Source organism: Specibacter sp. RAF43 (assembly GCF_052114065.1).
Lineage (GTDB): Bacteria > Actinomycetota > Actinomycetes > Actinomycetales > Micrococcaceae > Specibacter.
Window position 1 is genome coordinate 189615 of the sequence record NZ_JBFREA010000001.1, and the last position, 24716, is coordinate 214330.

Here is a 24716-nt window from a genome sequence, read left to right on the forward strand (position 1 = left end):
ATGAGCACCCTTGCCGAACGGCCCGCGACTGCCCAGTACGTGCTGACCCTGGACTGCCCGGACGCCCCCGGCATCGTCCACCAAATCTCCGGTGCCCTGCTGCATCGCGGCGCCGACATCATCGACAACCGCCAGTTCAGCGACCGCCTGCACCTGCGGGCCGCCCCCGRCAGCCCGGAACCGGACGGGCACTTCTTCATGCGCCTCCACTTTGCCGCCCCCGCGGGGGATGACACGCTGGAGGTCCTGCGGGCGGACCTGGAGCCGCTGGCCCAACGCCACGGCATGCGCTGGCAGCTGCGCCCGCACGGAGCCAAGCGGCGCGTGCTGATCATGGTCTCGAAGTTCGAGCACTGCCTCAACGACCTGCTTTTTAGGACCCGCACCGGGGAACTGCCCGTGGACGTCGTCGCCGTCGTCTCCAACCACCCGGACCACGAGCGGTTGGCGCAATGGCACGGCATCCCGTTCTTCCACGTGCCCGTCACGCCCGCCACCAAGCCGGAGGCGGAGGCGCGGCTGCTCGAACTGATCGAGGAGCTCGACGTCGAGCTGGTGGTCTTGGCCCGCTACATGCAGGTGCTCAGCGACGGCCTCACCCGCCGCCTGGACGGGCGGGCCATCAACATCCACCACTCGTTCCTGCCCAGCTTCAAGGGCGCCAAGCCCTACCACCAGGCGTATGCACGCGGGGTGAAGACGGTCGGCGCCACGGCCCACTACGTCAACAGCGAACTGGACGAGGGGCCCATCATCTCCCAGCAGGTCATCGAGGTGGACCACACCTTCGGCCCGGAGGACCTGGTGGCCGCGGGCCGGGACACCGAATGCAAGGCGCTGAGCAACGCGGTGCGTTGGCACTGCGAGGGGCGCGTGATCGTCCAGGGCAATCGGACTATCGTGCTCCGGTGACGTCCAGTTGGGTGGCCATCCGCACGGCCGCGTGCAGGCCCGCGAGCCGGCCGGTCCCGCGCGGGTCGCCGCCCAACAGCGTGAAGATGCGTTGCAGCCGGTAGTGCAGGGACTGCCGCTCAAGGTGCAGCTCCCGCGCGGTCTCGGCCGTGTTGCAGCCGTGGCGCAGCCAGGTGCCCAGGGTTTCCACCAGGCGGGAGCCTCGCCGGGTGTCGTGCTCCTGCAGGTCGCCAATGAGTTCGGCGACAAAGTTCCGCACCAACTCCGCATCGCCCACCCGGGCCGTGAACCGCTCCACGGCCAGCGCCTCGGCATCCACCACCGTGCCGTGCTCCGGCCGCGCCGGGGCGAGCTGGGCGCTCAACCGGGCCTCCCGCAAGGAATCGGGTGCGTGCACCACCGAGGCGGCGGCGGGCCCCACGGCGAAAGCCGTAGGTCCCTCCGACAGGCCCTTACCCAGCGCGGCGATCAAGCGGGTCCGGGCGGCACGAACATCTCCGGGATCCAGGGCGACAAGGGCCACCAGCTCCGGCCCGTCCGCATGGACAACGACCCGCCCAAACTGCCGGGACAGGTCCTTCTCGACGGCGCCCGGGCGGTATCCGCCCCGGCCGCCCTGCCCGACGACGAGGCACAAGGGCATCCGGGGGTCCACGCCCGCGGCCTCGGCCAGCTGGACCAGCCTGGAGGCCGGGCCACCGCCAATTACGGCCCGCAACAGCTCGGCGCCGCCCACCTCGCGCAGCGTGGGCGGGCGGTACTTCAACAGCGCCAGCGACAACACGTCAAGACCGCGCCCCCCCACCACCACGGCCAGCTCCCGGTCCAGGCCCTCGCAGACCAGCACCCGCAACGTGGCGCCCACCACCCCGCGCACCGGAATGTCGAATTCCAGGACTCCGTCCGTCCCGGACTCTGTCCCGCCGCCCGGCCCGCCGTCACCGCCGGCCGACGCCGCCACCCGCCCGGAACCATCCAGCAGGGTGACATCCGCGGCCAGCTCGCGGGCCAGGATGGCCACCAGGGCCGAGATGTCGCCGCCGCCGGCAAACTCCTGCGAGAGCATGTGGGAGATGTCGTCGGAGCGCTGCAGCCGGGCCACCGACTCGCTGACCAGCTCGCTGTTGACGGCCTCGGCAATGCCGACGAAGGGCGCCACCTTGCGCAGCTCGAGCAGCGCCAACCCCGCCTCGCGGGCGGCCTCCACCACTTCCACCGGCAAGGTGGCCAGGGGGCCGCCCGTTTCCACGGCCAAGGCGGCAACGCCCCGGGCGGCCAGGGAACGGACATATTCGCGGCGCACCTGCTCCGAGGCGCCGGCCAGGGCCTCTCCGCCGGTGAGCAGGAGCTCTCCGCCGCGCAGCAGCGGGGCGATGTTCAAGACCTCCGAGGAATGGACCCAGCGCACCGCGACCCGTTCCACGAGGGCCGGGTCGCTGTGGAGGACGGGATCGGCCGCCTGCACGGAGGGATGAGCCATGATGTCACTCAAGCGGAAAGTCATAATTGTGGTCACTTTTCTTTAGTTCTCTTTGACACATTGTATATTGTGAGCTGTGATCTGTCCCACATAGGCTGGGCGTGTCCCTTTTTCTACGGAGGTTTTCCATGCGAAACACCAATGCTCCGACGTCCAAAAATCCCGGCACACACGCCGACTCCTCGCCACCCAACGATGTGGAACAAAACCTGCAGGCGATCCCCGAATCCTCACGTACCCGCAGCGTTTCGGGGCAGTTTTGGATCTGGGCCGGCGCCAACCTTGCGCCGATCAACTGGGTGCTGGGGGCCCTGGGCGTGCAACTGGGTCTCGGCTTTGCCGACACTGTCTTCGTCCTGGTTGCCGGCAACCTGATCGGCATGGCCCTGTTCGGGCTCTTCGTGCTGCTGGGCCAGCGCACCGGTGCCACCGGCATGGTCCTGGCCCGGGCGGTGTTCGGCCGACGCGGCAACTACGTTCCCAGCGCCATCCAGGCCCTGCTGGGCATCGGCTGGTGCGCGGTGAACACCTGGATCATCCTGGACCTGGTCATGGCCCTGCTGGGCAAGCTGGGCATGGTCAATCCCGACGCGGCCAACATCGGCCCCAAGGTGCTGGTGGCCGCCCTGATCATGGCCGCCCAGGTCACCATCGCCTGGTTCGGCTACAAGGCCATCGCCGCCTTTGAAAAGTGGACCGTGCCGCCCACCATCGTGGTGCTCATCGCCATGTCGGCCGTGGCCTGGTTCGGCATGGACATCGACTGGGGCTACGCCGGCCCGCCCGGGGCCATCCTGGAAGGCGGCGCCCGCATCGCGGCCATGACGACCGTCATGACGGTCATCGGCATCGGCTGGGGGATCACCTGGTTCACCTACGCCGCCGACTACTCCCGCTTCGTCAGCCGCTCGGTCCCGCGCCGCAAGGTCTACTTCGCCTCCGTGTTCGGACAGTTTCTCCCCGTTGTCTGGCTCGGCATCCTGGGCGCCAGCCTGGCCACCAAGAGCGGCACGGCCGACCCCGGGCACCTGATTGTCGACAACTTTGGCGTCCTCGCCGTCCCGGTGCTGTTCCTGGTGTTGCACGGGCCCATCGCCACCAACATCTTGAACATCTACACGTTCTCCGTTGCCGCCCAGGCACTGGACATCAAGGCCAAGCGGCGCACCCTGAACCTCTTCGTGGGCTTCCTGGCGCTCGCCGGCGTCGTGTTCTTCATCCTCCAGTCGGACTTTGCCGCAGCGCTGAGCACCTGGCTGGGCGGGCTCGTCGCCTGGGTGGCCGCCTGGGGCGGAATCATGCTGGTCCACTACTTCTGGGTCGACAAGCGCAATCCGGTCGCGGTGGAGCGCCTCTTCGATGCCGTGGGCACCCGGCGCCTGCCGGCCGTCAACTGGGCCGGGTTGACCGCCCTGGCCACGGGCATCTTCGCGACCTGGCTGTTCATGTTCGGTGTCCTGCCCATCATGCAGGGACCGATCGCGACGGCCCTGGGCGGCGTGGACCTTTCCTGGCTGGCCGGCGGGCTGGTTGCCGCCGGCGTATACGCCGTCCTGGGCCCGAAGGTCCATGCCCGCTACGCCTCGCATGAAATCCAAGGCGTCACGGCCGCCGCCGGAGGGTCGGCGTCGACCGCCACCGCGCAGGCCTCCGTCGAATCGCCGGTGCCCGTCGCCTTGCCCGCCACCCTCGTCAACGACTAATAGGATCATCACCATGACAAACCCTGCCTTCCCCGATTCCCAGCACCCCATCACCTGGCCGGAGGGCTTCAGCGCCGCCGCCTCGTTTACCTTCGACGTCGACGCGGAGTCCTGCATCCTGGCCCACGACCCGGCCTCGTCCCGGCGCATGTCGCTGATGAGCCACCAGTCCTACGGACCCCGGGTTGCCGTGCCGCGGCTGCTGCAGATCCTTGACCGCCAGGGCATCAAGGGGACCTTCTTTGTGCCCGGCTTCACGGCCGAGACCTATCCGGACACCGTGCGGGCGATCGTCGACGGCGGGCATGAAATCGGCCACCACGGCTACCTGCACGAACAGATGCAGGGCATCGACGCGGCCACCGAGGCCCGTTATCTGGACCGCGGGTTGGACGCGCTGGAGAAGGTCGCCGGGATCCGGCCGGTGGGGTTTCGCGCCCCGTGGTGGGAACTGAACTGGCACACCCCCCAGCTGCTCGCGGACCGCGGCTTCCTCTACGACTCGTCCCTGCTGGACGGCGACGCCCCCTACCGATTTGCCGTGGCGGAGGGGGACTCGCGGGACATCGTGGAAATTCCCGTGGATTGGGCCCTGGACGACTGGGAACAGTATGCGTTCTATCCGGGCGTGACCGGCAGCGGGGTCATCGAGAGCCCGGCGAAGGTGCTGGAGATGTGGACCCTGGAGGCCCAGGCCCACCACCAACAGGGCAGCTGTTTTGTGCTGACGAACCACCCCTTCATCTCCGGCCGCCCGTCCAAGGCCGTGGCGCTGGAACAGCTCATCGAGCGGGTGCGCTCCCTGGACGGCATGTGGGTCACCACGCTGGAGGAGATTGCCCGGCACACCGCGGAGACGGTGACCGAGGTGCACCGGCACGGGCGGGTGGAGATCGCGGGCTTCCCCGATGCCGGCGTGAGCATGCGGGCCGCCTCGAAGAGCGGCGCGGCATCGGCCCTGGTGGGCGGGCGGCAGTGACCGGCGCGGGCGCCGGCCGGGTGCCCGCGGCTGTGGGGGTTGCGGGCGAAAGGCGACCCTGATGCCTGTCATCGTGGGCTACGTGCCCACCCGGGTCGGGGAGGCCGCCCTGGAACGGGGCATCCACGAGGCCAGCCTGCGCGGGGAGCGGCTGATCGTCGTCAACGCGTCCGCCGGCGACGCCGTCGCGGGGGATCCCGCCCTCGCCGCCGCGACGGCCCTGGCCCGGGTCCGGACGCAACTGGAGAATGCCGGCGTCGACAATGAGATCCGGCAGCCGCAGCGCAGCCACTCGCCGGCCGAGGAACTGCTCAGCATTGCCGCCGCCGATGCGGCCTCGCTGATCGTGATTGGGCTGCGGCGCCGCTCGCCGGTGGGCAAGATGCTCTTTGGCAGCACCGCCCAGGAAATCCTGCTCAACGCCGACTGCCCGGTGGTTGCGGTGAAGCCTGACCGGGCGCGCCGGGGAGGTCGCTAGCCGACCACCCCGCCGAACGCCAGGCCGAGCAGGTACGTGGCGGCCGCGGCACCGAGGCCGATGCCCAGCTGGCGCAGCCCGCGCCACAGCGGGGAGGCCCCGGAGAGCACGCCGACCACGCCGCCGGTGGCCAGGAGCGTCAGGCCCACGAGGGCACACGCCAGCACCAGCGCACCCGCCCCCGTCATGCCGAACAGGAACGGCAGGATCGGGACGATCGCACCGGAGGCAAAGAAACAAAAGCTGGAGCCGGCCGCGCCCCAGGCGGTGCCCAGGGTCTCGTGGGCGTTGCTGGTCTCAAATTTGTCCGGGCGCAGGGACAGGCTGGGGTCGCAGTCGCAGGTGAACTGGCCCATGCGTTCGGCGGCCCGGTGTTCGGCGGCTTCGCGGGACATGCCGCGGGCCAGGTACACCAGCACCAGCTCATTGTCCTTCAAGTCCAGCGAGGGCGCCGCCGACAGGGTCACCTGGGTGGGTGTGGAGGCGTCCAGGAGTTCGCGCTGGGACCGCACGGAGACGTATTCCCCGGCGCCCATGGACAGGGCGCCCGCCAGCAGTCCGGCGATGCCGCTAAAGAGCACGACCTGGCTGCCCACCCCGGTGGCCGCCATGCCCATGACAAGGGACAGGTTGCTGACCAGGCCGTCGTTGGCGCCAAACACGGCGGCCCGGAAGGACCCGGAAAGCCGGTTGCGCCCGCGCGTGGCCAGGCCGCGGACCACCTCCTCATGGATGGCCTCATCCGCGGCCATGGCCCGGGTGGCATCGGTGTCGCTGGCGTAGGGGGACCGGGATTCGGAGCGCTGGGCCAGGGCCAGCACGAACACGGAGCCGAAGCTCCGGGCCAGGAACCCCAGGAATCGGTTGTGCAGGGACGCCCGCGCCGTGGTCAGGGCGTGCTCGCCGAGCAGCTCGGTCCAGTGCTTGGCGTGGCGGCCCTCGGCCTCGGCCAGCGCCAGCAGGATGGTGCGTTCCTCGCCGTCGCGGCGCTTGGCCAGGTCCCGGTATACGGCTGCCTCGGCCCGTTCATCGGCCAGGTATTGCCGCCAGCGCTTGATTTCCGCGGGCGTGGGGGTGCGTTCAGGCACGGCTCATACTCCTCAAGTCGCCCCCACTCTAGCGCGGATTCCCGCGGATTTCCGGCCGGTAAACCGGGCAAAATAGTTTCGGCACACCGGAACCGGGCGGGGTGCCGGGGCGGTTGCCGGGGCGCTGTTGCTCCGCACGGGCGCTGCCGCCCCGCATGAGCGCTGCCGCCCGCCAGCGTTTGAGTGGTTCCGCAGCGTCACTGCGCGGCGGCAGCGTCGATGCGGCTAAGTTCGGTGTGTGCCGGGGTGCCCATTTCTGTACGCGCGGGAACTCGAATAGGCTGTGTTGCCAATGGCCGCACGGACTGCGACCGCGATTTGGACGGTGGTACCTGCATGCGTGAAGTCCTGTTTCCGATGATGACCGGGGACGCGTCCGAGCCCGGCGTGGTGGCCACCTGGTATGTCGTGGACGGCGAAAAGGTGGAGGCGAGGCACCTGCTGGCCGAGGTCTCGATCAACAAGGTCGACGCCGAAATCTACGCGCCCGTGGCCGGTGTGGTCCGCCTTGCCGTGGACGAGGGCGACGAGGTGGCGCAGGGCGCCGTCATCGCCACCATCGAGTAACGCTGGGGGCGCCCGCCGAGTCAGTGGAAGACCGCCGAGACTCGCCCACCTTTGGTTCCGCCTCGGCGCGGACCGGCTACCTCGGCGCGAGCCCCGGCGCGGCCCTAGTGCGCCGCGAGCCGGAAGCCCAGGCCGCGGCCGGATCGGACCCCCGTCTGCGCCACCGTGACCACAAGGGTGCCGATTTCCGGGACCCATTGGGCGGGGCGCACGGCCTGGGCGAGCGCCGCGATCAGCTCCGCCGGCTCGGCGGACCAGTACAGGCGGTGCCCGGACGGGGTGAAGAATGAAACGGTGCCGAGGTTGACGTCCACGACGGGCAGCACGGGAATGCTGGCGGGGCGTTTCGGTGCGGCGGTTCGGGCGGTGGGGTTGGCTGATGCAACGGTCATGGCGTACGCCTTTGTGAGTGCTCTTGCCCGCCACTGGTTAGCCGCGGGCCGCTTCCTCATCCGAGCCACCCTGTGAACATGGGGTTGGCGTGCGGCCAGTCGGAGCTTGGCGCCGCATCTCTTGAAGCTGGCTACAAGGCTACCGGGTTAACGTGCGACGGCGGCCGGTGACGTAATAAACCGGGACCCTGCCTTGGCAGCGGACAGGGCCGCCTCGACGTCGTCGTCGTTGGAGTCCGTGGCGGCCGCGGCGATGCGGTCGTCCCAGGCCTGGCGGATGTGGGCCGGGGTGCGCGGGGTGGCCAGGGAAACGGCCACGTAGACCACCAGGGAGGCGATGAGGCCGTAGTAGATGGGCTCGTTCGCGTAGATGCCGTCGGCGCTGGGGATCAGGCCCGTGGCGTACAGGACCAGCAGGATCAGCGTCAGGGCGCAGCCAACGGCCATGGACCAGGCCGCGCCGAGGCCGGTGCCGCGCTTCCACGCCAGGCCGCCGATGATGGCCACGAGCAGGCCGCCCACCAGGATGTCGTAGGCGATGGTCAGGGCAAAGACGACGTCATTGACCAGGATGGAGATCAGCACCACCAGCACGCCCAGGCCCAACACGTACCAGCGGTTGGCGTTGATGTCATGCTCGGGGTTGGAGGTGTCGGAGGTGTCAATCGTCTTGCCGAACCAGCTGGCCACGAAGGGCACAACGTCCTTGCGGGCCACCGTGGCGGCGGCAATCAGGGCGCCGGAGGCGGTGGACATCATGGCCGCGACGGCGGCGGCCATGACGATGCCGCCAATGCCGATGGGCAGCAGGTTGGTGGCGACCTCGGCGTACACGACGTCCTTGCCGAGCGTGGCAACGTCAATTTGCGGCAGGGCCACGCGGGCGGCCAGGCCGATCATTGCCCCGGCCACGCCGTACAGGATGCAGTAGATGCCGGCCGTTGCGCCGCCCCAGCGGGCGACGGTGGGGGTCTTGGCGGTAAAGACGCGCTGCCAGATGTCCTGGCCGATCAGCAGGCCCAGGGTGTAGATGACGAAGTACGTGATGATGGTCTGGGCGCCAATGCCGTCCCACTGGAAGAACGTGGAGTCGACGCGGCTCTGGATGCCGGCCAGGCCTCCGGCCGCATTCCAGGCGAACGGGAGCATGAGCAAGAAGACGCCGACGGTCTTGATGATGAACTGAACCTGGTCCGCGAGCGTGATGGACCACATGCCACCGATCGTGGAATACACCAGGACGATTGCGCCGCCGACGGCGATTGCCAGCCAGCGGTCCCAGCCGAAGAGCACCACGAAGATGGTGGCGTAGGCGCCCGTGGACGTTGCCGAGATCATGACCGTGTAGGCGAGCATGACGATGCCGGACATCTTGGTGGTCTCTTGGCCGTAGCGCAGGCTCAGCATTTGCGAGACCGTGTAGATCTTCAGCTTTTGGATGGTGGGGGCAAACAGCAGGCTCAGCAGCAGGACGCCGACGCCGATGGCAACGACCAGCCACATGCCCGAGATGCCGAATTTGTAGCCCAGGCCCACGCCGCCCACCGTGGACGCGCCGCCCAGGACGACGGCGGCCATGGTGCCGGTGTAGAGGAACGGCCCCAGGCGGCGGCCGGCGACGAGAAAGTCGCTATTGTTCTTGGTGCGCGATTTTCCCCACCAGCCAAAGGCCAGCATGGCCACCAAATAGATGACGACTATGGCAATGTTTAGTGACACGTGTAGCTCCAATGTACTTATGCGGTTAATCCCCCGTTGGATATTGCCTCTAACGCAACATCTGTTGTCTATTAGGCTAAACTGTGATTGCAGTTACAGTCAACGCGGGCTGCACCGCCGGCCGTTTCGGAGACCGGCCCCGACGGAGTAACAGCCGTATAGAGTCACCTAGTGAGTCAACCGCCACGAAGGAGCGAACATGAAGGCCTTGCCAGTAGAGCCAAGCTCGGCACCCGTGGCGATCGGGTCCAGGATCCGCGCGGCCCGGCAGTCCCAGCGGCTCACCATCGAGCACGTGGCCGATGCCACCGGGCTGACCAAGGGATTCCTGAGCCGGGTGGAGCGCGATCTCACCTCGCCCAGCGTGGCATCCCTGGTGACCCTGTGCCAGGTTTTGTCCATTTCCATCGGCGATCTCTTTGCCGTTCCGGAGACGCACCTGACGCGCCGCGGGGAAGGTCCCCGCATTTCGCTCGGCGGCGAAGGCATCGTCGAGCGGCTGCTCACGGCCCGCTCGGAACGCCGCCTGCAAATCCTAGGCACCACCATTGAACCGTTTGGCCGGGGCGAGTCCGAGCTCTATGCGGTGGACTGCGACGTGGACGTCCTGCACATCATCAGCGGCGAGCTGACCTTGATCATGACCCAGGAATCCTACGACCTCAAGGCCGGGGACACGCTGTCCTTCCCCGGCCGGGAGCCGCATTCCTGGGTGAACCGCTCCGCCGCTCCCGTGGAGGCACTCTTTATCCTGGTGCCGGCCGCGTCCGGCTCCGGCGCGTAGCCTGCCGCCGGGACTTCCTAAGGCATAGCCGGGTTCCTCACGGCCAACTCAAAGCAAACGTGTGGATTGTTGAGATCAATACCCAGTGCCCAGAGTTGATGATTTGGAAGCGAGGACCCGTCATGACCGCAACCAAGAACGGCAAGAACGGGAAGAGAATTGCCGCCGCGGTGACGTCCGTGGTGGCCGTCGGCGCGCTGGGGGCGGCGGGCCTGGGCAGCGCCGCCCTGTACGCCACCATCACCGCGGCCAACGCGGCCAATGCGACAACCAACACCGTCACCCCGGGCACCGTGAAATCGGGCAGCACGCCAACCACGCCCGATACCATCGCCCCGGTGCTGCCCGGCGGCGACGGGAGCAGCCATTCACGTTCGGCGGGATCGTGAGATGGCCGGCACGGACACCACGGCCCGGCACGACTGGCAGGTCTGGGGGCTGGCGGCCTCGGTCGTCGTCACCGACCCTTCGCGGCTGGCCCCGGCGGTGACCCTGGCGCGGCACCTGCTCGACGCCGTCGACCTCGCCTGCAGCCGCTTCCGCGCCGACGCGGAGCTCACGCGCCGCCGGGATGAACTGGCCGGGGGCGCCACCGTCTCGGCGCTGCTGGCCACCTTGATGGCGTCCGCGCTCGCGGCCGCCCGGTGGACGGATGGGGCCGTGGATCCCACCCTGGGCAACGACCTGGTGTCCCTTGGCTATGACGGGGACTTCGCCGGGCTGTCGGCACCCACCCGGGCGAAGGCCCCCGAGGGCGTGCCGGCGGCATTTGCCCGCCCGCCCCGCTGGCACCGGATCACCCTCGACGGCAGGGTCCTCACCGTGCCCGCCGACGTCGTCGTGGACCTCGGGGCAACAGCCAAGGCGGTCGCCGCCGACCTGGCCGCCGCCCGGATCGCCGCCGCGCTCGGCTGCGGGGTGCTGGTCAACCTGGGCGGGGACATCGCCACGGCCGGCCCGGCCCCCGCCGGCCACTGGCAGGTGCTGGTCCAGGACACGCGGGCGGATCCGGCGCAACAGGTGTCCCTCCCGGCCGGGCACGCGCTGGCCACCTCCAGCACCATGAAGCGGCGGTGGCGGCAGGCCGGGGTGCTGCGCCACCACATTCTCGATCCCCGCTTTGGGCTGCCGGCCGACACCCCGTGGCGCAGCGTCAGCGTGGCGGCGCCCACCGCGCTGGCGGCCAACGCGTGCAGCACGGCGGCCATTGTCAAGGGCCGGGCCGCGCCGGCGTGGTTGCGCGGGCAGGGGATCAGCGCCCGCCTGATCGACCAGCGCGGGCAGGCGCTGACGACGGCGGACTGGCCGGCGGTTGGGCCCGTCGCCGCGGGGGCGGGTCCCCGTGGATGAGGCGCTGTGGGCCTTTGGGCGGGTGAGCGGGCTGATCGCCATGGTGCTGCTGAGCGGGACCGTGGTGCTGGGGATCCTGACCCGCTCGGGCCGGCCCGTTGCCGGCCTGCCGCGGGTGTCCGTGACCTTGCTGCACCGGAACCTCTCGCTGCTGGCCGTGATCTTCCTGGCGCTCCATGTCGGCTCGCTGATGCTCGACTCCTATGCCCACCTGAACCCGGTCGACGTCGTGGTCCCGTTCCTGGGCGGGTACAAGCCCGTGTGGCAGGGACTGGGCACCGCCGCGCTGGACCTGGTGGCCGCCGTCGTGCTGACCAGCCTGTTCCGGCACCGGCTGGGACGACGGACCTTCCGGCTGGTCCACTGGCTGGCGTACGCCATGTGGCCGCTGGCCCTGGCGCACGCCGTGGGGAACGGCAGCGACGGCACCAGCGCGGCCGTGGTCGGCGCCGCCGTCGTGCTGGCGGGCGCCGTGCTGGCGGCCGTGCTCTGGCGGATGTCCGCGGGGTTCCTGGAAACGGCGGCCCTCAGATCGATCCGACGGGACGGGCCCCGATGAGCACGCAAATTTACGCCGCTTCCGGGCCGGGCACGGGAAATCATGCGCCGGCCGCCGCGTCCCGCCTCTTTGCGGCCGGCGCCGGCGCCCGGTACGCGGACCATGCGGCGGCCTACGGACTGCCGGCCTGGCCCGGGCTGGGAGCCACGTTCCTGCCGGCGCTGCAGGCATCCGGGCTGACCGGGCGGGGCGGGGCGGGGTTTGCGTCATGGCGCAAGCTGGCCGGGCTGGCCCCCGGGGATGGCGGCGCGCGCACGGGCGGCCCCGTCCTGATCGCCAACGGGGCCGAGGGCGATCCGCTCGGCTTCAAGGACGCCACGCTGCTGCACAACGCCGCGCACCTGGTGATCGACGGCCTCCTGGTTGCCGCCGCGGCGGTGGGCGCAAGGGAACTGTACGTCTACGCCGGGGCCGCCAACCTCGAGCCCGTCGCGGCCGCCGTCGCCGAACGCGCCGACGCCGGTGCCATCACCCTCGTCCCGGCCCCCGACGCGTTCATCGCCGGAGCGGCCGGTGCCGTGGTGAACTTCCTGGAAACCGGCAAGGCGCTGCCCCGGGACCTCCCGGGGCGGCTGGTCGAGCGCGGGCTCCGGGGCCGCCCCACCCTGTTGTACAACGTGGAAACGTGGGCACACATGGCGTTGATCGCCCGCTACGGCGCCGACTGGTTCCGCTCCGTCGGGGAGGCCGGGGACCCCGGCACGCGCCTGGTCTCCCTCTCCGGGGATGTCCCGGCCGAGCTGGTCGTGGAGGTTCCCGGCGGGGCCCCTGTCGCGGACGTGCTGGCCGCGGCCGGTGTCCGGCCCGACGCCGTTGGCGCGGTCCTGGTGGGCGGCTACCACGGCCGCTGGGTGCGGCCGGAGGGGATCCGCCTGTCGGCCGGTGCGGGGGACGGGCCCACCGTGCGGCCCGGCCTGGGCGTGCTGCACGTCCTGGGGCGGGACCGGTGCGGGCTGTGCGCCACCGCGGGCATGGTCAACTATCTCGCCGGGGCGTCGGCCAGGCAGTGCGGCCCGTGCATGTTTGGCCTGCCCGCGCTTGCCGCCGCCATGTCCCGGCTGACCGCCGGCGGCGGCGGGCCGGAGCTGGTGGGGGAGGTCCGGCGGCTCGGCGCCCTCGTGGCCGGGCGGGGAGCGTGCCACCACCCGGACGGCACGGTGCAGCTGGTCCACAGCGCCCTGGAAGTATTCGCCGCGGATGTGCCCGGGCACCTGGCCGGAGGCTGCCCGCAGGCGTCCGGGGGATGGTCATGACCACGCCGGAACCGGCGGCGCGGCTGCACATTGATTGGACGCGCTGCGACGGGCGCGGGCTGTGCGCGGAGCTGCTGCCCGGCGCGCTGTCCCGGGACGACTGGGGCTACCCGCTGGCGGCCGCCGGACGGGTCCGCGCCAGCGCCGACCAGTCGACGGTCCCGCTGGCCGGCACCGAACTGGGTGCCGCACTGGATGCGGTGAAGCTGTGCCCCACGCTGGCGCTGCGGCTCGTGCGCCCCCACCCGTCAAGTGGCCCGCAATAGATGTCGAAAAAGGGGCGAAATCGCCCCTATTTCGACATCTATTGCGGGCCACTTCATGGAGGAGGGGGGTCAGCCGACGTGCACCCAGGGGCGGCGGGGCAGCTCGGGCTCGGCCTCGCGCAGGACTTCGCGGGTGACCGGGGCAATCTCGCCCTCGCCAAAGAACAGGAATTTCAGCAGGTTGGCGATGGGGTTGCCCTCGGTCCAGCGGAAGTAAATGTGCGGGATGACGCCCGTGGCGTCGCGCACGTGCAGCAGGACGGCGGCGATGGTGTTGGGCACATTGGAGCCGTGGACCTGCAGAATCTTGAAGCCGTGCCGGCTCACCCCGCGAATTTCCAGCGCCGTTTCAAAGTCGGAGGAGTCATCCACGATCACCTCCAGGAACAATACGTCCCGGGGGTCGCGGATGTCGCTGACGGTGGCGGCATGCTCGAGCTTGTGGCGGTAGGCCGCGGCGTCGCCGGTCTTGGGGTCGTGGGAAATGATCCGGATGGCGCCCTCGTCCACGGCGGCCACAAAGTTCATGGCGGCCTCGTCCATCCGGATGTACGTGGCGCGCAGCTCAAAGGCCCGGCGCATCCGGGAGAGAAAGCTGACGCCCACGATGCCGGCGATGAACAACGCCGCGATCTTCAGCCCGTCCGGGCGCTCGATCGAGTTGGCCACGGTCGTGTACACAAACGCCACCGACACGGCGCCGAAGCCGATCGTCTTGCCGCGTTCCCTCTTTCGCCTCGCGGAGAGGGTGACGGCGACGGCGGCCGAGGTGATCAGCACCAGCACGCCGGTTGCGTAGGCGCCGCCCTGGGCGTCAACGCTGGCCTTGAAGGCCAGGGTGATGATCACGGCGACGACGGTGAACACGAGCACCAGCGGCCGCACCGCCCCGGCCCATTCCGGCGCCATGCCAAAGCGGGGCAGGTAGCGCGGGACCAGGTTCAGCAGCCCGGCCATGGCGGAGGCCCCCGCAAACCAGAGGATGGCGATGGTGCTCGCGTCGTAGACCGTGCCGAAGCCCTCGCCCAGCAGCCGGTGGGCCAGGTAGGCGAGCGCGCGGCCGTTGGCGGTGCCGCCGGGCTGGAACTCGGCCGCCGGGATCAGGATGGTCGTGACCAGCGAGGACGTGATGAGGAACGAGCTCATGATGAGCGCCGCCGTCGTCAGCAGATGGTGCGCGCCCCGGATGCGCCCCTCGGGCCGGTCCTCGGTGTCGCTGAGGCGCCCCCGGATCTGCGGCATGACGGCCACCCCCGTCTCAAACCCGGACAGGCCAAGGGCCAGGCGCGGAAAGACGAGCAGTGCGACGGCGACCACCATCACCGGGTTGCCGTGCTGGGTGGTCAGGGCCGTCCACCAGTTGGTCGTGAGCTGCGGGCTGCCGGCCGCGTGCACCAGCGCGACGGCGATCACCACCAGGTTCAGGGCCAGGAAGACGGCCACCAGCACCACCGCGATGCCGATCGCCTCCTTGAACCCGCGCAGGAACACGGCTGCCAGCGCGGCGACCAGCGCGAGCGTAATGGCGACGTTTTGGCCGTGCAGGAAGTCCGGCGCGAACGGGTTTTCAATCACGTGGGCGGAAGCGTCGGCGGCCGACAGGGTGATGGTGATCATGAAGTCGGTGGCCGCGAAGCCCAGCAGTGCCAGCACGAAGAGCTTGCCCCACCAGCGGGGGAGCAGGCGTTCGAGCATGGCGATGGAGCCGGCGCCGTGCGGGCTTTCCCGCGCCACCCGCTTGTACACGGGCAGCGCGCCGAACAAGGTGACCAGGACCAGCACGATCGTGGCCAGCGGGGCCAGCACCCCGGCGGCCAGGGCGGCGATGGCCGGCTGGTAGCCAAGGGTGGAAAAGTAGTCCAGGCCGGTCAGGCACATGACCCGCCACCAGGAATGGGGTTTGTGCCCGGGATCGGGGCGGCCGTGCGGGCCCTGGCGCTTGCCCGCGCTTTCCGGCAGTCCCTCCATGAGCCACCGGCGCAACGCCGCGGCGCCCGTGGGCTTGGCGTGATCCCCGGGTTCCGCCGGCGCATGGGAGAGGGTTGTCACGGAAGGTTCCTTTCGGCCGGACCGCACTGGCGAAAATGCCCGCGGCGGCTCAAGGAGACTAGCATCGCTGCAGCCGCCGGAACCCGGTCTTGACGGAATCTTGACGCGGAATTCCTCGCATCCGCCGGGCGGCGTCCCGCGCCGGGTCCCCGACCTCCGCCAATTTAGCCTCTAGGAAAACTTTTGGTTCACATTAGACAACTTCGGTTGTACGATGGTGGTCAGCAACCGCCTGAGAAACGAGGACGACCATGAAAGAGCTCCGCATCGAGGCCAACGGCAACGTTGGCCCGATCGATTCTTCCCGCATCCCGCGCTACGCGGGCGCGGCCACCTACGCCCGGCTGCCGCGGCTGGACCAGGTTGCCAGGGCCGACGTCGCCGTCGTGGGCGTGCCGTTCGACAGCGGCGTCTCCTACCGTCCGGGTGCCCGGTTCGGCGCCAACCACGTGCGCGAGGCCTCCCGCCTGCTGCGCCCGTACAACCCCGCCTGGGACGTGTCCCCGTTTGAAAACTGCCAGGTGGCGGACGCCGGGGACATGGCCGTGAACCCGTTCAACATCAACGAGGCCCTCGAGACCATCCAGCAGGACGCGCTCGAGCTGACGGCCGGCGGGACCAAGCTGCTGACCCTCGGCGGGGACCACACCATCGCGCTGCCGCTGCTGCGCGCCGCGGCCGAGCGGGCTGGGGAGCCCGTGGCGATGCTGCACTTCGACGCCCACCTGGATACCTGGGACACCTACTTCGGCGCCGCCTACACGCACGGCACCCCCTTCCGCCGGGCCGTGGAGGAGGGCCTCCTGGACACCGAGGCGATCTCCCACGTGGGCACGCGCGGGCCCCTGTACGGCAAGAAGGACCTCGACGACGACCACCGCTTTGGCTTCGGCATCGTCACCAGCGCCGACGTCTACTACCAGGGCGTGCTGGAAACGGTGGCGAAGATCCGCGAGCGCATCGGCGAGCGCCCCCTCTACATTTCCGTGGACATCGACGTGCTGGACCCGGCCCACGCCCCCGGCACCGGCACCCCCGAGGCCGGCGGCATCACCAGCCGGGAACTGCTCGAGATCATCCGCGGCTTCCGCGGCATGAACCTCATCGGCGCCGACATCGTGGAGGTGGCCCCGGCCTATGACCACGCCGAAATCACCGGCGTCGCCGCCAGCCACGTCGGCTTCGAGCTGGTCACCCTGCTCGCGGACAACGTTGTCGCCGGCGACCGCTTCGGCACCCCGAACGGCTATGCCGCCCAGGCCCTTGATGCGCAGGCGCGACGCCGGCCGGCCGGGTTTGCGCCGGCCGCCGAGACCCCGGCGGGTGCCAAATGATCGACTTCGACCCCGGCACCGCGGCCCCCACCAAGGGCACCATGCAGCGCAACGGCGGCGACCTCGTCGTGGAGACCCTGGCCGCCCTGGGCGCCCGGACCGTCTTTGGCATCCCCGGCCAGCACGCGCTGGGCCTCTTTGACGCCCTGAGCCGCTCGCCGCTGCACTTTGTCTCCTCCCGCGTGGAGAACAACGCGGCCTTCGCCGCCGACGGCTATTCGCGCGCCACCGGCGAGGTGGGCGTGCTGTTCCTCTCCACCGGACCCGGCGCCCTGACGGCGCTGGCCGGCCTGCAGGAGGCCTATGCCACCGGCGTGCCCATGATCGTGGTGGCCAGCCAGATCCCGCTCGAGGGCTTGGGCGCCCGGCGCAAGGGCATGCTGCACCAGCTCGATGACCAGAAGGCCTCCGCCGCCAACGTCACCAAGAGCCAGCGGCTCATCCAGCACGCCTCCGGCATCCCGTCGGCCATCCAGGACGCCTGGACCGAGGCCGTGTCCTCCCCGCAGGGCCCGGTGTGGATCGAGGTGCCGCAAAACGTGCTGCTGGATCCCATCTTCGTGCCCGCCGTCGAGGACGCCCTGGCGGAGCCGTTCGACAACCCGCCCCGCGTGGAGCTGGTCCGGGAGGCCGTGAAGTGGCTGGCCGCCGCCGAGCGTCCGGCGATCGTGGCCGGCGGCGGCGTGCGCCGCGGCAACGCCACCGCCGCGCTGCTCTCGATCGCCGAGAAACTCAACGCCCCCGTGGTGTGCACCCCCGGCGGCAACGGCGCATTCCCCTGGCACCACGAGCTCTCGCTGCAGTCGTGGGTCGAGGACCGCTACGTCACGGAGGTCCTCGAGGATGCCGACGTCCTGGTGGTCATCGGCTCGTCCCTGGGCGAGGTGTCCAGCAACTACTTCACGATGGAGCCGCGCGGGCGCATCATCCAGATCGACGCCGAACCCCGCGTCCTGGAGTCCAACCGCCCCGCCCTTGGCATCCGGGCCGACGCCGGCCAGGCTCTGAGTGCCCTCGACGCCGCGCTTGACGCCTCGCTCAGTGCCGATGCGAACTGGCACGGCGCCACGCCGGCGGCCGTCGTCAAGGAGACGCTGGCCAAGGTCCACGCCCGGCTCGACGGGCAGGACCTGGCCCTGGAGCGGAAGTTCATGGCGGACATCCGCGAGGCCGTCCCGGCGGATATGCAGACCTTCTGGGACATGACCATCTCCGCGTACTGGGGGTGGAGCTGCTGGGACTCCCGCGCCGGGCAGTTCCACTCCGCGCAAGGCGCCGGCGGGCTCGGCTACGGGTTCCCCGCCGCCATCGGCGGCTCCCTCGGCCTGCAGGGCCAGGGCAAGCCGTCCCGGGTGCTGGCCGTTGCCGGCGACGGGTCCGCCATGTACTCCATCGCCGAATTGGCCACCGCGAGGCAGCACGACGCCCCCGTCACCTGGCTGATCGTGGACGACGGCGGCTACGGGATCCTGCGCGAATACATGGTCGGCGCGTTCGGCAAGGCCACCCACACGGAGCTGGCCCGGCCGGACTTCGTGAAACTGGCGGAGGCCTTCGGCGTCCCGGCCCGGCGGGTCAGTGCCGAGAACGTCGGGGACGCGCTGCGGGAGGGCTTCGCCGCGGACGGGCCCAACGTCGTCGTGGTGGACGTCCTGCTGAAGATGTTCGGCCCCACCCACCTGGACATCTAGCACCTTCGCCGAGCCGGCACTTAACGTGGATGTTCCGCGCTGGGACCCCCGTCAAATGCCGGTTCGGCGAAAGGGCGTGGGAACGCGGCTGTGGATAACCCGAAAGGGCGGGATTTTTCCGGGAACAATTGGTTATGCGCCGGATTCCATTGCCGCCACACCTGCTTGGGCGGTCATTCACCACGGAAGACGCGGACTCCGCTGGGGTGTCCCGTGACCGGCTCCGTGCACACGACCTGATTGCGGTGTCCCGGGGCATCAGGATTCCGGCCGCGGCACCTCTGCGGGGTCCGGTGGCCTTGGCTGCCTACACGCGGGTGAATCCTGACAGCGTGCTGAGCCACACCTCGGCCGCCCGGTTGTGGAAAATCCCGTTGCCCGCCCAGGAGGAGAACGACTGGCGGATCCACCTTGCCAATCCGCCAAAGTCCCGGGCTCCCCGGCGGGTGAACGTCGTGGGGCACAGCATGATCCTGGCCTTGGAGGACGTCCGGGAGCTCGACGGCGTCCGGCTCACCAGCCCTTCCCGGACGTGGCTGGACTTGGCGGCCATGCTGCGGCTGGAGGATCTGGTGGTCGCGGGGGATTTTCTGGTGTGCAGCCACGGGCCCGGCTTTCCCGTGCCGCGTGCGGCGGCCTGTAGGGTGGAGGATTTGGCGCGCGGCATTTCGGGGCATCCAGGGATGCGGGGCCTGCGCAACGCCCGCGCGGCACTCGACCTGGTCCGCGTCGGTGCCGATTCGCCGCCGGAAACGCACATGCGGCTGGCCCTGGTCCGCGCCGGGCTTCCCGAGCCTGAATTGAATGTGGTCCTGCGCGATCCCACGGGCAAGCCGGTAGTGTGGCCAGACGCCGCCTACCGGAAACACCGGATCAGCCTGCAGTACGACGGCCTCCACCACGACGGTGCCGGGCAGTACCCTCGGGACATCCGCCGCCATGAGGCCACGCGCATGCTGGGCTGGACGGAAGTCCGCCTGGGCAGGGAGGACCTCTCGGGGGACCGGCCCGCCGTGGTCCGAAAAGTCCGGCAGGCACTGCACGCCGCCGGCTGGGTCCCCGGCTGACCCCCTCTCGAACCGGCATTTAATGGGGGTCCGGGAACCATGGACTCCCATTAAGTGCCGGTTCGCGGGGAGAAGGGGACTGGTCGCTGTCACTTAGACTGGGCCGCATGGCAATCGTGTACAAGGCCGAGCTGCGGCCCTCAAAAATGGAACTCTTGGTCCGATGGCTGCCGCAACAGGCGTGGTTCAGCGGGGACGGCACCGCACTGGTGCGGCTGGGCGCCTTCCGCTTTGACGACCCGGACGGCGAAGTTGGCCTGGAAACCATCCTGGTGGGTGCCGGATCCAAGGTGTATCAGGTGCCGCTGACGTACCGCGGGGCGCCGCTGGACGGGGCCGAGGCGTTCCTTATCGGCACCATGGAGCATTCGGTGCTCGGGCATCGCTGGGTGTACGACGCCACGGCCGACCCCGTCTACGTCGGGGAACTCGCGGCCGCGCTGCTCACCGGCAAGCCGCAGGCCGTAGAGAACCGGGAGGTGGACGGGGTGCTGGAAACCCTGCCGATGACCGCCCATCTTCACAGCACCGGAACTGCCGCGTCCGTCCCCGCCCTCTCTCCCGCGAAGCCCACGACGGCGGACGCGGTTACCACCGTTCCTGCCGGGCCGCTCGCGCTGCGGATTGCCCGCGAACTGGACTTGTCCGGCGTCTTGCTGGGGGACCCGGTCCTGACGGTGACGTGGGCCGGGCAGGAGGCGCCGGTCCAGCTGGCGTCGCTGGGCCCGGCGGCCGGGCCTAGCGGGTCCTGAGGGCCCGGCCCGCCGGCCCGTCATTCACTCACCGTGTCGGCGTGCCGGTGGGCTACCCTCCATTCCCCTGCTTCCCGTCGATAGGTTTGGGTGGCCCGGAGCGTGAAACTGCGCGGCTGGCCGTCCACTGATGCTGAGATGTGCTCCAGGCCCGCTGTATAGGCCATGTCATCCGCCACGTCGTACGCCTGCAATTCGAAGGAGTATGACGTGCACTCGGAGAACGAGTGCTCGAGGTATTGGAAGGTTTCCTCAACCGCGGGCTGCCCGACAGCGTTGCGCCACGCACCCAGGATGCTCACGGGCTCGTTGCGGGACCAGATCGCCCGGCGCGGCGTGGCGTTGCCGTTGTGGAGGGCCCGTTCGGCCTGGAACAAAACGGAGTTGACCCAGGCGAGAAAATCGTCGCGGTTGCTCATACTCCAGTATGCCGCCGACCCGGCACCCGGACCATGGGTCGGGTTCGGTATGCTCCAATTAGCCTGTCAGTTACCCGCATCACAATGCGGGCCCAGCCGGCGGCAACCCTCGACGATTGGACCACCATGACCAGCGGCTCCTCACTGACGGTCACCACGCGCACCATCGAGCTGGCGGAGCTGGGCCCGGAGTCGCCGCTGCCCTCCGTCCGGCCGCTGCTGGAGCCGCCGTACACGGTCGGCGCGGGCATCCCCGGGGAAATCGCCGCCGGCGCCCAGTGGGGCAAGGCAAAAACCATCTACCCCTACCCGATGCAGGACGGCTACGCGCGCGAGACCACCGCAACGCAGCTGACCGCAGTCGTGCTGGAAAACGAGCGCCTGAAGGCGGTCTTCCTGCCGCAGCTGGGCGGGCGGCTGTGGCAGCTCACGGACAAGGCGACGGGCAAGGAGCTGCTGCACACCGGTGACCGCATCCAGTTCGCCAACCTGGCGCTGCGCAACGCCTGGTTCGCCGGCGGGATCGAGTGGAACATCGGCACGCGCGGGCACTCGCCGACCACCTGCGCGCCCCTGCATGCGGCCCTGGTGCGCGGGCCGGACGGGCAGGAGGTGCTGCGCATGTGGGAGTTCGACCGCCTGCGCGAGGTGGTGTTCCAGATCGACGCCTGGCTGCCCGCCGACTCGCCCGTGGTGTTTGCCGCCGTGCGCCTGCGCAACCCCAACGCGGAGACGGTGCCCATGTACTGGTGGACCAACGCCGCCGTCCCGCAAACCCCGGGCACGCGCGTGATCGCCCCGGCCGAGCGGGCGTACGCCACCGACTACGACGGCAGCATGGCCGTCGTGGCGCCCGCCGACTTCCACGGCGTCGACGCCACCTGGCCCGTCCGGAACCCCGCGGCCGCGGACTTCTTCTTTGACCTGGCCCCGGGGGAGCGGCGCTGGGAAGTGGCCGCGGACGACGCCGGCGACGGGCTGGCGCTGGTGTCCTCGGCCCGGCTGCGCGGCCGGAAGCTGTTCGTCTGGGGCGAGTCCGCGGGCGGGCACCGGTGGCAGGAGTGGCTCACGCCCTCCGCCGGCGGGGTGCGCCGGCACTACGCCGAAATCCAGGCCGGGCTGGCCCAGACCCAGTTTGAACATGTGCCCATGCCCGCCGGCGCGTCGTGGCAGTGGGTGGAGGCCTACGGCAATGCCGCCCTGGATCCCGCCCTGGCCGCCGCCGGCTGGCCCGCGGCCGTGGCGCACGGGGCCGAGCGGGTCCAGGCCCTGGTCTCCGAGGCCTCCCTGGAGGCCGCCCTGGCCGACGCCGCCGCCCGGGCCGACCTCCCGCCGGCCGAATTCCTGGTGGCCGGCAGCGGATGGGGTGCACTGGAACGCGCCCGCCGCCGGGCCGCCGGCCGGGGCTGGATCGACGAGACCGGGACACCGTTCTCGCCGGAAACCCTGACGGCCGACCAGGCCCCGTGGCTGGCGCTGCTGCGGGACGACGGCGGGACGCCGTTCCCCGATGCCGCAGCGTTTGTGAAGGGACTCGACTGGGAAAGGCTCCTGGCGGACCCGCGCAACGCCGGCCCCGGCGCGCTGTTCCACCGCGCCGTCATGCTCCAGGCCCGGGCCGACGCCCCCGACGAGCTGGAGGGTGCGGCGTCACTGTACCGTGAGGCGCTCGCGGATCCCGGGCTCAGCCGGGCCGGCGGGGCGCTGGCGCATCGCGGCCTGGGCCTGGCGCTGCTCTCCACAGGCGGGACCGATGAGGGCATCTCGGAGCTGGTGCGCGCCTGCGCCGTGGAGCCCGGCAACCGCTGGCTGCTCACGGAGGCCATGACGTTGTGCCTGGAGCACGGCGTCCCGGGGCCGGCCCTGCTGTTGGCGGGCCGGGCGCCGGCGCCGCTGGCCGGCGTCGGGCGCATCCGGTTCCTCACGGCGCTGGCCCACGCCCGGGCGGGGGAGCCGGCGGTGGCCGCACGCATGCTGCGCGAGGGTGTGGAGGTGCCGGACCTGCGCGAAGGCGAGAATACCATCACCGCCCTGTGGCGCGAGGTGTGCCCCGGCGAGGACGTGCCGGCGCAGTACCAATTCAGCATGCACTGACCGCGGGCGCACCGGCGCGGCCGGCCCCCGCGGCCGGATGTCTTGACAGGGTGCCCCGGATCGTGCCATGGTTCAAGCATGAACCTGTCAGACAGCTGGACAGCCGGACAGCGGCAGATCGTGCGGGTGAGCGCCGCGGAGGCCGTCTTCAAGGCCATTCGCACCGCCATCGAATCCGGTGAGCTCGCGGTGGGGAGCAAGCTGAGCGCGGAGGCCGCCCTGGCCCAGCAGTACGGCGTCAGCCGCTCGGTGGTGCGGGAGGCGCTGCGGTCCTGCACGGCGCTGGGGCTGACCACCACCCAGACCGGCAAGGGCACCTTTGTGGTGGCCAACCGTGCCAGCAGCGACCTGGTGCTGGGGCGGTATTCGGCCCGCAGCCTCATGGAGGCCCGCCCGCACATCGAGGTCCCGGCCGCCGAACTCGCCGCCGTCCGCCGAACGCCGGAGCAGCTGGAGGAGATGCGCGGCATCATCGTGGCTATGGCGGCGGAAGACGACCCGGGAATCTGGGTCGGCCTCGACGCCGGCTTCCACGCGGCCATCGCCCGGGCCAGCGGCAACGGCGTGTTTGAACGCGTCGTCAATGACATCCGCGACGCCACGGCCAACCAGTCGGAGACCATCAACTTGATCACCGGACGCCAGCACACCTCCGACGCCGAACATTGGAACATCCTGGACGCCATAGCCCGCGGCGACGGGCAGGCGGCCGGCCGCGCCATGGCCGTGCACCTGTCCGCCGTGGATGACGCCCTCACCATGATTATGGGAGAAAACAACGCATGACAGAGACTACTTTGACTACCTTCCCCGCCCACGCCCCGCTGGCCGTCCAGACCCGCGGCGACGTGGTCGAAAGCGTCCACTTCGGCTCACTGGCCGCCGTTGGACCCGACGGCGCCACGCTGTTCTCCCGCGGGGAGCCGACGGCGCGCATGTACCCGCGCTCGGCCCTGAAGCCGCTGATGGCCGTCGCCATGGTCCGTGCGGGGCTCCGGCTGCCCGCCGAGCAGCTTGCCCTGGCCGCCGCCAGCCACTCCGGCTCCGTCGACCACCAGGACACCGCCGCGAAGATCCTTGCCAACGCCGGACTGGACGAGGGGTTCCTGCGCAACTCGACGGACCTGCCCTACGGCGTCGCCGAACGCGCCCACTGGCTGGCCGCCGGCCGCGGCCCCACCCGGCTGGCGCAAAACTGTTCCGGCAAGCACGCCGCGCTGCTGGCCACGTGCGTGCACAACGGCTGGCCCCTGGACAGCTACCTGCACACGGACCACCCGCTGCCGCGCCTGGTCCGTGACGTCGTGGCGGAGCTGACCGGCGAGGACATCACGGCGGCCAGCACCGACGGCTGCGGCACGGAGGTCTTCGCGCTGTCCCTGACCGGGATGGCCCGCGCCTTCAGCCGGCTGGTCACCGCCGCCCCGGGCACGCCCGAGCACGACGTCGCCGCGGCCATGCGCGCCCACCCCACCATGGTTGCGGGGCCGGGCCGGGACGTCACCGCCCTCATGCAGGCCGTCCCGGGACTGCTGGCCAAGGACGGCTTTGAAGGCATCCAGCTCATCGCCCTGGCCGACGGCACGGCGGTGGCCTTGAAGATTTCCGACGGCGGCGACCGGGCCCGCATGCCCTCCGCCGTCCCGGCGCTGCTGGAGCTGGGCCTTGACCCCGAGCCGCTGCGCCCCTTCAACAACCTTGCCGTCCTGGGCGGCGGCCGCCCGGTGGGCGCCCTCCGGGGCCTGCCGTACTAGCACCGCACCTACTTACCTGCCTCCCG

The 24716-nt window shown here is 70.4% G+C and carries 24 protein-coding genes and 1 riboswitch; of the genes, 18 read left to right on the forward strand and 6 right to left on the reverse strand.

Going from position 1 to position 24716, the window contains the following annotated elements; all coding sequences use genetic code 11:
• Positions 1 to 912 carry a formyltetrahydrofolate deformylase gene (purU, locus tag AB4Y80_RS00840; protein ID WP_442211362.1) on the forward strand — a complete coding sequence of 304 codons (912 nt, stop codon included), beginning with the start codon at positions 1 to 3 and terminating at the stop codon, positions 910 to 912.
• Here the strand turns inward: purU and AB4Y80_RS00845 are convergent.
• Positions 896 to 2404, reverse strand: coding sequence for a PucR family transcriptional regulator (locus AB4Y80_RS00845; RefSeq protein WP_442211363.1), 1509 nt, complete (start codon positions 2402 to 2404; stop codon positions 896 to 898). The genes purU and AB4Y80_RS00845 overlap by 17 nt on opposite strands.
• A gap of 116 nt (positions 2405 to 2520) precedes the next feature.
• Here AB4Y80_RS00845 and AB4Y80_RS00850 point away from each other — a divergent pair, with 116 nt between their 5' ends.
• The 3 genes from AB4Y80_RS00850 (at position 2521) to AB4Y80_RS00860 (ending at position 5552) form a co-directional block, all read left to right on the forward strand.
• Positions 2521 to 4095: a purine-cytosine permease family protein gene (locus tag AB4Y80_RS00850; protein ID WP_442211364.1), complete on the forward strand. Its 1575-nt coding sequence runs from the start codon at positions 2521 to 2523 to the stop codon at positions 4093 to 4095.
• Between the two features lie 13 nt (positions 4096 to 4108).
• Positions 4109 to 5074 (forward strand): polysaccharide deacetylase family protein, encoded by a 966-nt coding sequence (locus AB4Y80_RS00855; RefSeq protein WP_442211366.1) that lies wholly within the window; start codon positions 4109 to 4111, stop codon positions 5072 to 5074.
• A 61-nt stretch (positions 5075 to 5135) separates the two neighbouring features.
• Positions 5136 to 5552 (forward strand): universal stress protein, encoded by a 417-nt coding sequence (locus AB4Y80_RS00860; protein ID WP_442211367.1) that lies wholly within the window; start codon positions 5136 to 5138, stop codon positions 5550 to 5552.
• On the opposite strand, the gene AB4Y80_RS00865 is transcribed toward AB4Y80_RS00860, so the two are convergent.
• Positions 5549 to 6640, reverse strand: coding sequence for a VIT1/CCC1 transporter family protein (locus AB4Y80_RS00865; RefSeq protein WP_442211368.1), 1092 nt, complete (start codon positions 6638 to 6640; stop codon positions 5549 to 5551). The two genes, AB4Y80_RS00860 and AB4Y80_RS00865, sit on opposite strands and share 4 nt — an antisense overlap.
• A 336-nt stretch (positions 6641 to 6976) precedes the next feature.
• On the opposite strand from AB4Y80_RS00865, the gene AB4Y80_RS00870 reads away from it, so the two are divergent.
• On the forward strand, positions 6977 to 7207 hold the full coding sequence (locus AB4Y80_RS00870) for a biotin/lipoyl-containing protein (RefSeq protein WP_442211370.1): 231 nt from the start codon (positions 6977 to 6979) through the stop codon (positions 7205 to 7207).
• A 104-nt stretch (positions 7208 to 7311) separates the two neighbouring features.
• Here AB4Y80_RS00870 and AB4Y80_RS00875 read toward each other — a convergent pair whose 3' ends face one another.
• Positions 7312 to 7599 (reverse strand): hypothetical protein, encoded by a 288-nt coding sequence (locus AB4Y80_RS00875; protein ID WP_442211371.1) that lies wholly within the window; start codon positions 7597 to 7599, stop codon positions 7312 to 7314.
• Between the two features lie 14 nt (positions 7600 to 7613).
• Positions 7614 to 7726: riboswitch (SAM riboswitch) on the reverse strand.
• A gap of 20 nt (positions 7727 to 7746) precedes the next feature.
• Positions 7747 to 9276 carry a sodium:solute symporter gene (locus tag AB4Y80_RS00880; RefSeq protein WP_442211543.1) on the reverse strand — a complete coding sequence of 510 codons (1530 nt, stop codon included), beginning with the start codon at positions 9274 to 9276 and terminating at the stop codon, positions 7747 to 7749.
• 241 nt (positions 9277 to 9517) lie between these two features.
• On the opposite strand from AB4Y80_RS00880, the gene AB4Y80_RS00885 reads away from it, so the two are divergent.
• The 6 genes from AB4Y80_RS00885 to AB4Y80_RS00910 all read left to right on the forward strand — a co-directional run bounded on the left by AB4Y80_RS00885 (position 9518) and on the right by AB4Y80_RS00910 (position 13530).
• On the forward strand, positions 9518 to 10102 hold the full coding sequence (locus AB4Y80_RS00885; RefSeq protein ID WP_442211372.1) for a cupin domain-containing protein: 585 nt from the start codon (positions 9518 to 9520) through the stop codon (positions 10100 to 10102).
• A gap of 122 nt (positions 10103 to 10224) precedes the next feature.
• A complete protein-coding gene (locus AB4Y80_RS00890) occupies positions 10225 to 10491 on the forward strand; it encodes a hypothetical protein (RefSeq protein WP_442211373.1) in 267 nt (88 codons plus the stop codon).
• 1 nt (position 10492) lies between these two features.
• On the forward strand, positions 10493 to 11452 hold the full coding sequence (locus AB4Y80_RS00895) for an FAD:protein FMN transferase (protein WP_442211374.1): 960 nt from the start codon (positions 10493 to 10495) through the stop codon (positions 11450 to 11452).
• Positions 11445 to 12011, forward strand: coding sequence for a ferric reductase-like transmembrane domain-containing protein (locus tag AB4Y80_RS00900; RefSeq protein ID WP_442211375.1), 567 nt, complete (start codon positions 11445 to 11447; stop codon positions 12009 to 12011). Before AB4Y80_RS00895 ends, AB4Y80_RS00900 begins: the two co-directional genes overlap by 8 nt.
• Positions 12008 to 13264, forward strand: coding sequence for an NADH-ubiquinone oxidoreductase-F iron-sulfur binding region domain-containing protein (locus AB4Y80_RS00905; RefSeq protein WP_442211377.1), 1257 nt, complete (start codon positions 12008 to 12010; stop codon positions 13262 to 13264). Before AB4Y80_RS00900 ends, AB4Y80_RS00905 begins: the two co-directional genes overlap by 4 nt.
• The gene (locus AB4Y80_RS00910) at positions 13261 to 13530 is read left to right on the forward strand and encodes a ferredoxin (protein ID WP_442211378.1); all 270 of its coding nucleotides are present in this window, start codon (positions 13261 to 13263) and stop codon (positions 13528 to 13530) included. Before AB4Y80_RS00905 ends, AB4Y80_RS00910 begins: the two co-directional genes overlap by 4 nt.
• Positions 13531 to 13599: 69 nt before the next feature.
• Here AB4Y80_RS00910 and AB4Y80_RS00915 read toward each other — a convergent pair whose 3' ends face one another.
• On the reverse strand, positions 13600 to 15579 hold the full coding sequence (locus AB4Y80_RS00915; protein ID WP_442211379.1) for an amino acid permease: 1980 nt from the start codon (positions 15577 to 15579) through the stop codon (positions 13600 to 13602).
• Positions 15580 to 15830: 251 nt separating this feature from the next.
• On the opposite strand from AB4Y80_RS00915, the gene speB reads away from it, so the two are divergent.
• The 4 genes from speB to AB4Y80_RS00935 all read left to right on the forward strand — a co-directional run bounded on the left by speB (position 15831) and on the right by AB4Y80_RS00935 (position 20423).
• Positions 15831 to 16913 (forward strand): agmatinase, encoded by a 1083-nt coding sequence (gene speB / locus AB4Y80_RS00920; protein WP_442211380.1) that lies wholly within the window; start codon positions 15831 to 15833, stop codon positions 16911 to 16913.
• Positions 16910 to 18604 (forward strand): thiamine pyrophosphate-binding protein, encoded by a 1695-nt coding sequence (locus AB4Y80_RS00925; RefSeq protein ID WP_442211381.1) that lies wholly within the window; start codon positions 16910 to 16912, stop codon positions 18602 to 18604. The genes speB and AB4Y80_RS00925 overlap by 4 nt, the downstream gene beginning before the upstream one ends.
• Before the next feature lie 317 nt (positions 18605 to 18921).
• Entirely contained in the window at positions 18922 to 19671 is a 750-nt protein-coding gene (locus tag AB4Y80_RS00930; protein ID WP_442211382.1) for a hypothetical protein, read from the forward strand.
• A gap of 107 nt (positions 19672 to 19778) precedes the next feature.
• A complete protein-coding gene (locus AB4Y80_RS00935) occupies positions 19779 to 20423 on the forward strand; it encodes a CG0192-related protein (protein ID WP_442211383.1) in 645 nt (214 codons plus the stop codon).
• A gap of 20 nt (positions 20424 to 20443) precedes the next feature.
• On the opposite strand, the gene AB4Y80_RS00940 is transcribed toward AB4Y80_RS00935, so the two are convergent.
• Positions 20444 to 20842, reverse strand: coding sequence for a nuclear transport factor 2 family protein (locus AB4Y80_RS00940; protein ID WP_442211384.1), 399 nt, complete (start codon positions 20840 to 20842; stop codon positions 20444 to 20446).
• A 126-nt stretch (positions 20843 to 20968) separates the two neighbouring features.
• Here AB4Y80_RS00940 and AB4Y80_RS00945 point away from each other — a divergent pair, with 126 nt between their 5' ends.
• The 3 genes from AB4Y80_RS00945 to AB4Y80_RS00955 all read left to right on the forward strand — a co-directional run bounded on the left by AB4Y80_RS00945 (position 20969) and on the right by AB4Y80_RS00955 (position 24690).
• Positions 20969 to 22936, forward strand: a complete 1968-nt coding sequence (locus tag AB4Y80_RS00945) for a DUF5107 domain-containing protein (protein ID WP_442211385.1) — start codon at positions 20969 to 20971, stop codon at positions 22934 to 22936.
• Positions 22937 to 23014: 78 nt separating this feature from the next.
• Positions 23015 to 23722, forward strand: a complete 708-nt coding sequence (locus AB4Y80_RS00950) for a FadR/GntR family transcriptional regulator (protein WP_442211386.1) — start codon at positions 23015 to 23017, stop codon at positions 23720 to 23722.
• Positions 23719 to 24690: an asparaginase gene (locus AB4Y80_RS00955; protein WP_442211388.1), complete on the forward strand. Its 972-nt coding sequence runs from the start codon at positions 23719 to 23721 to the stop codon at positions 24688 to 24690. Before AB4Y80_RS00950 ends, AB4Y80_RS00955 begins: the two co-directional genes overlap by 4 nt.
• Positions 24691 to 24716: the final 26 nt, after the last annotated feature.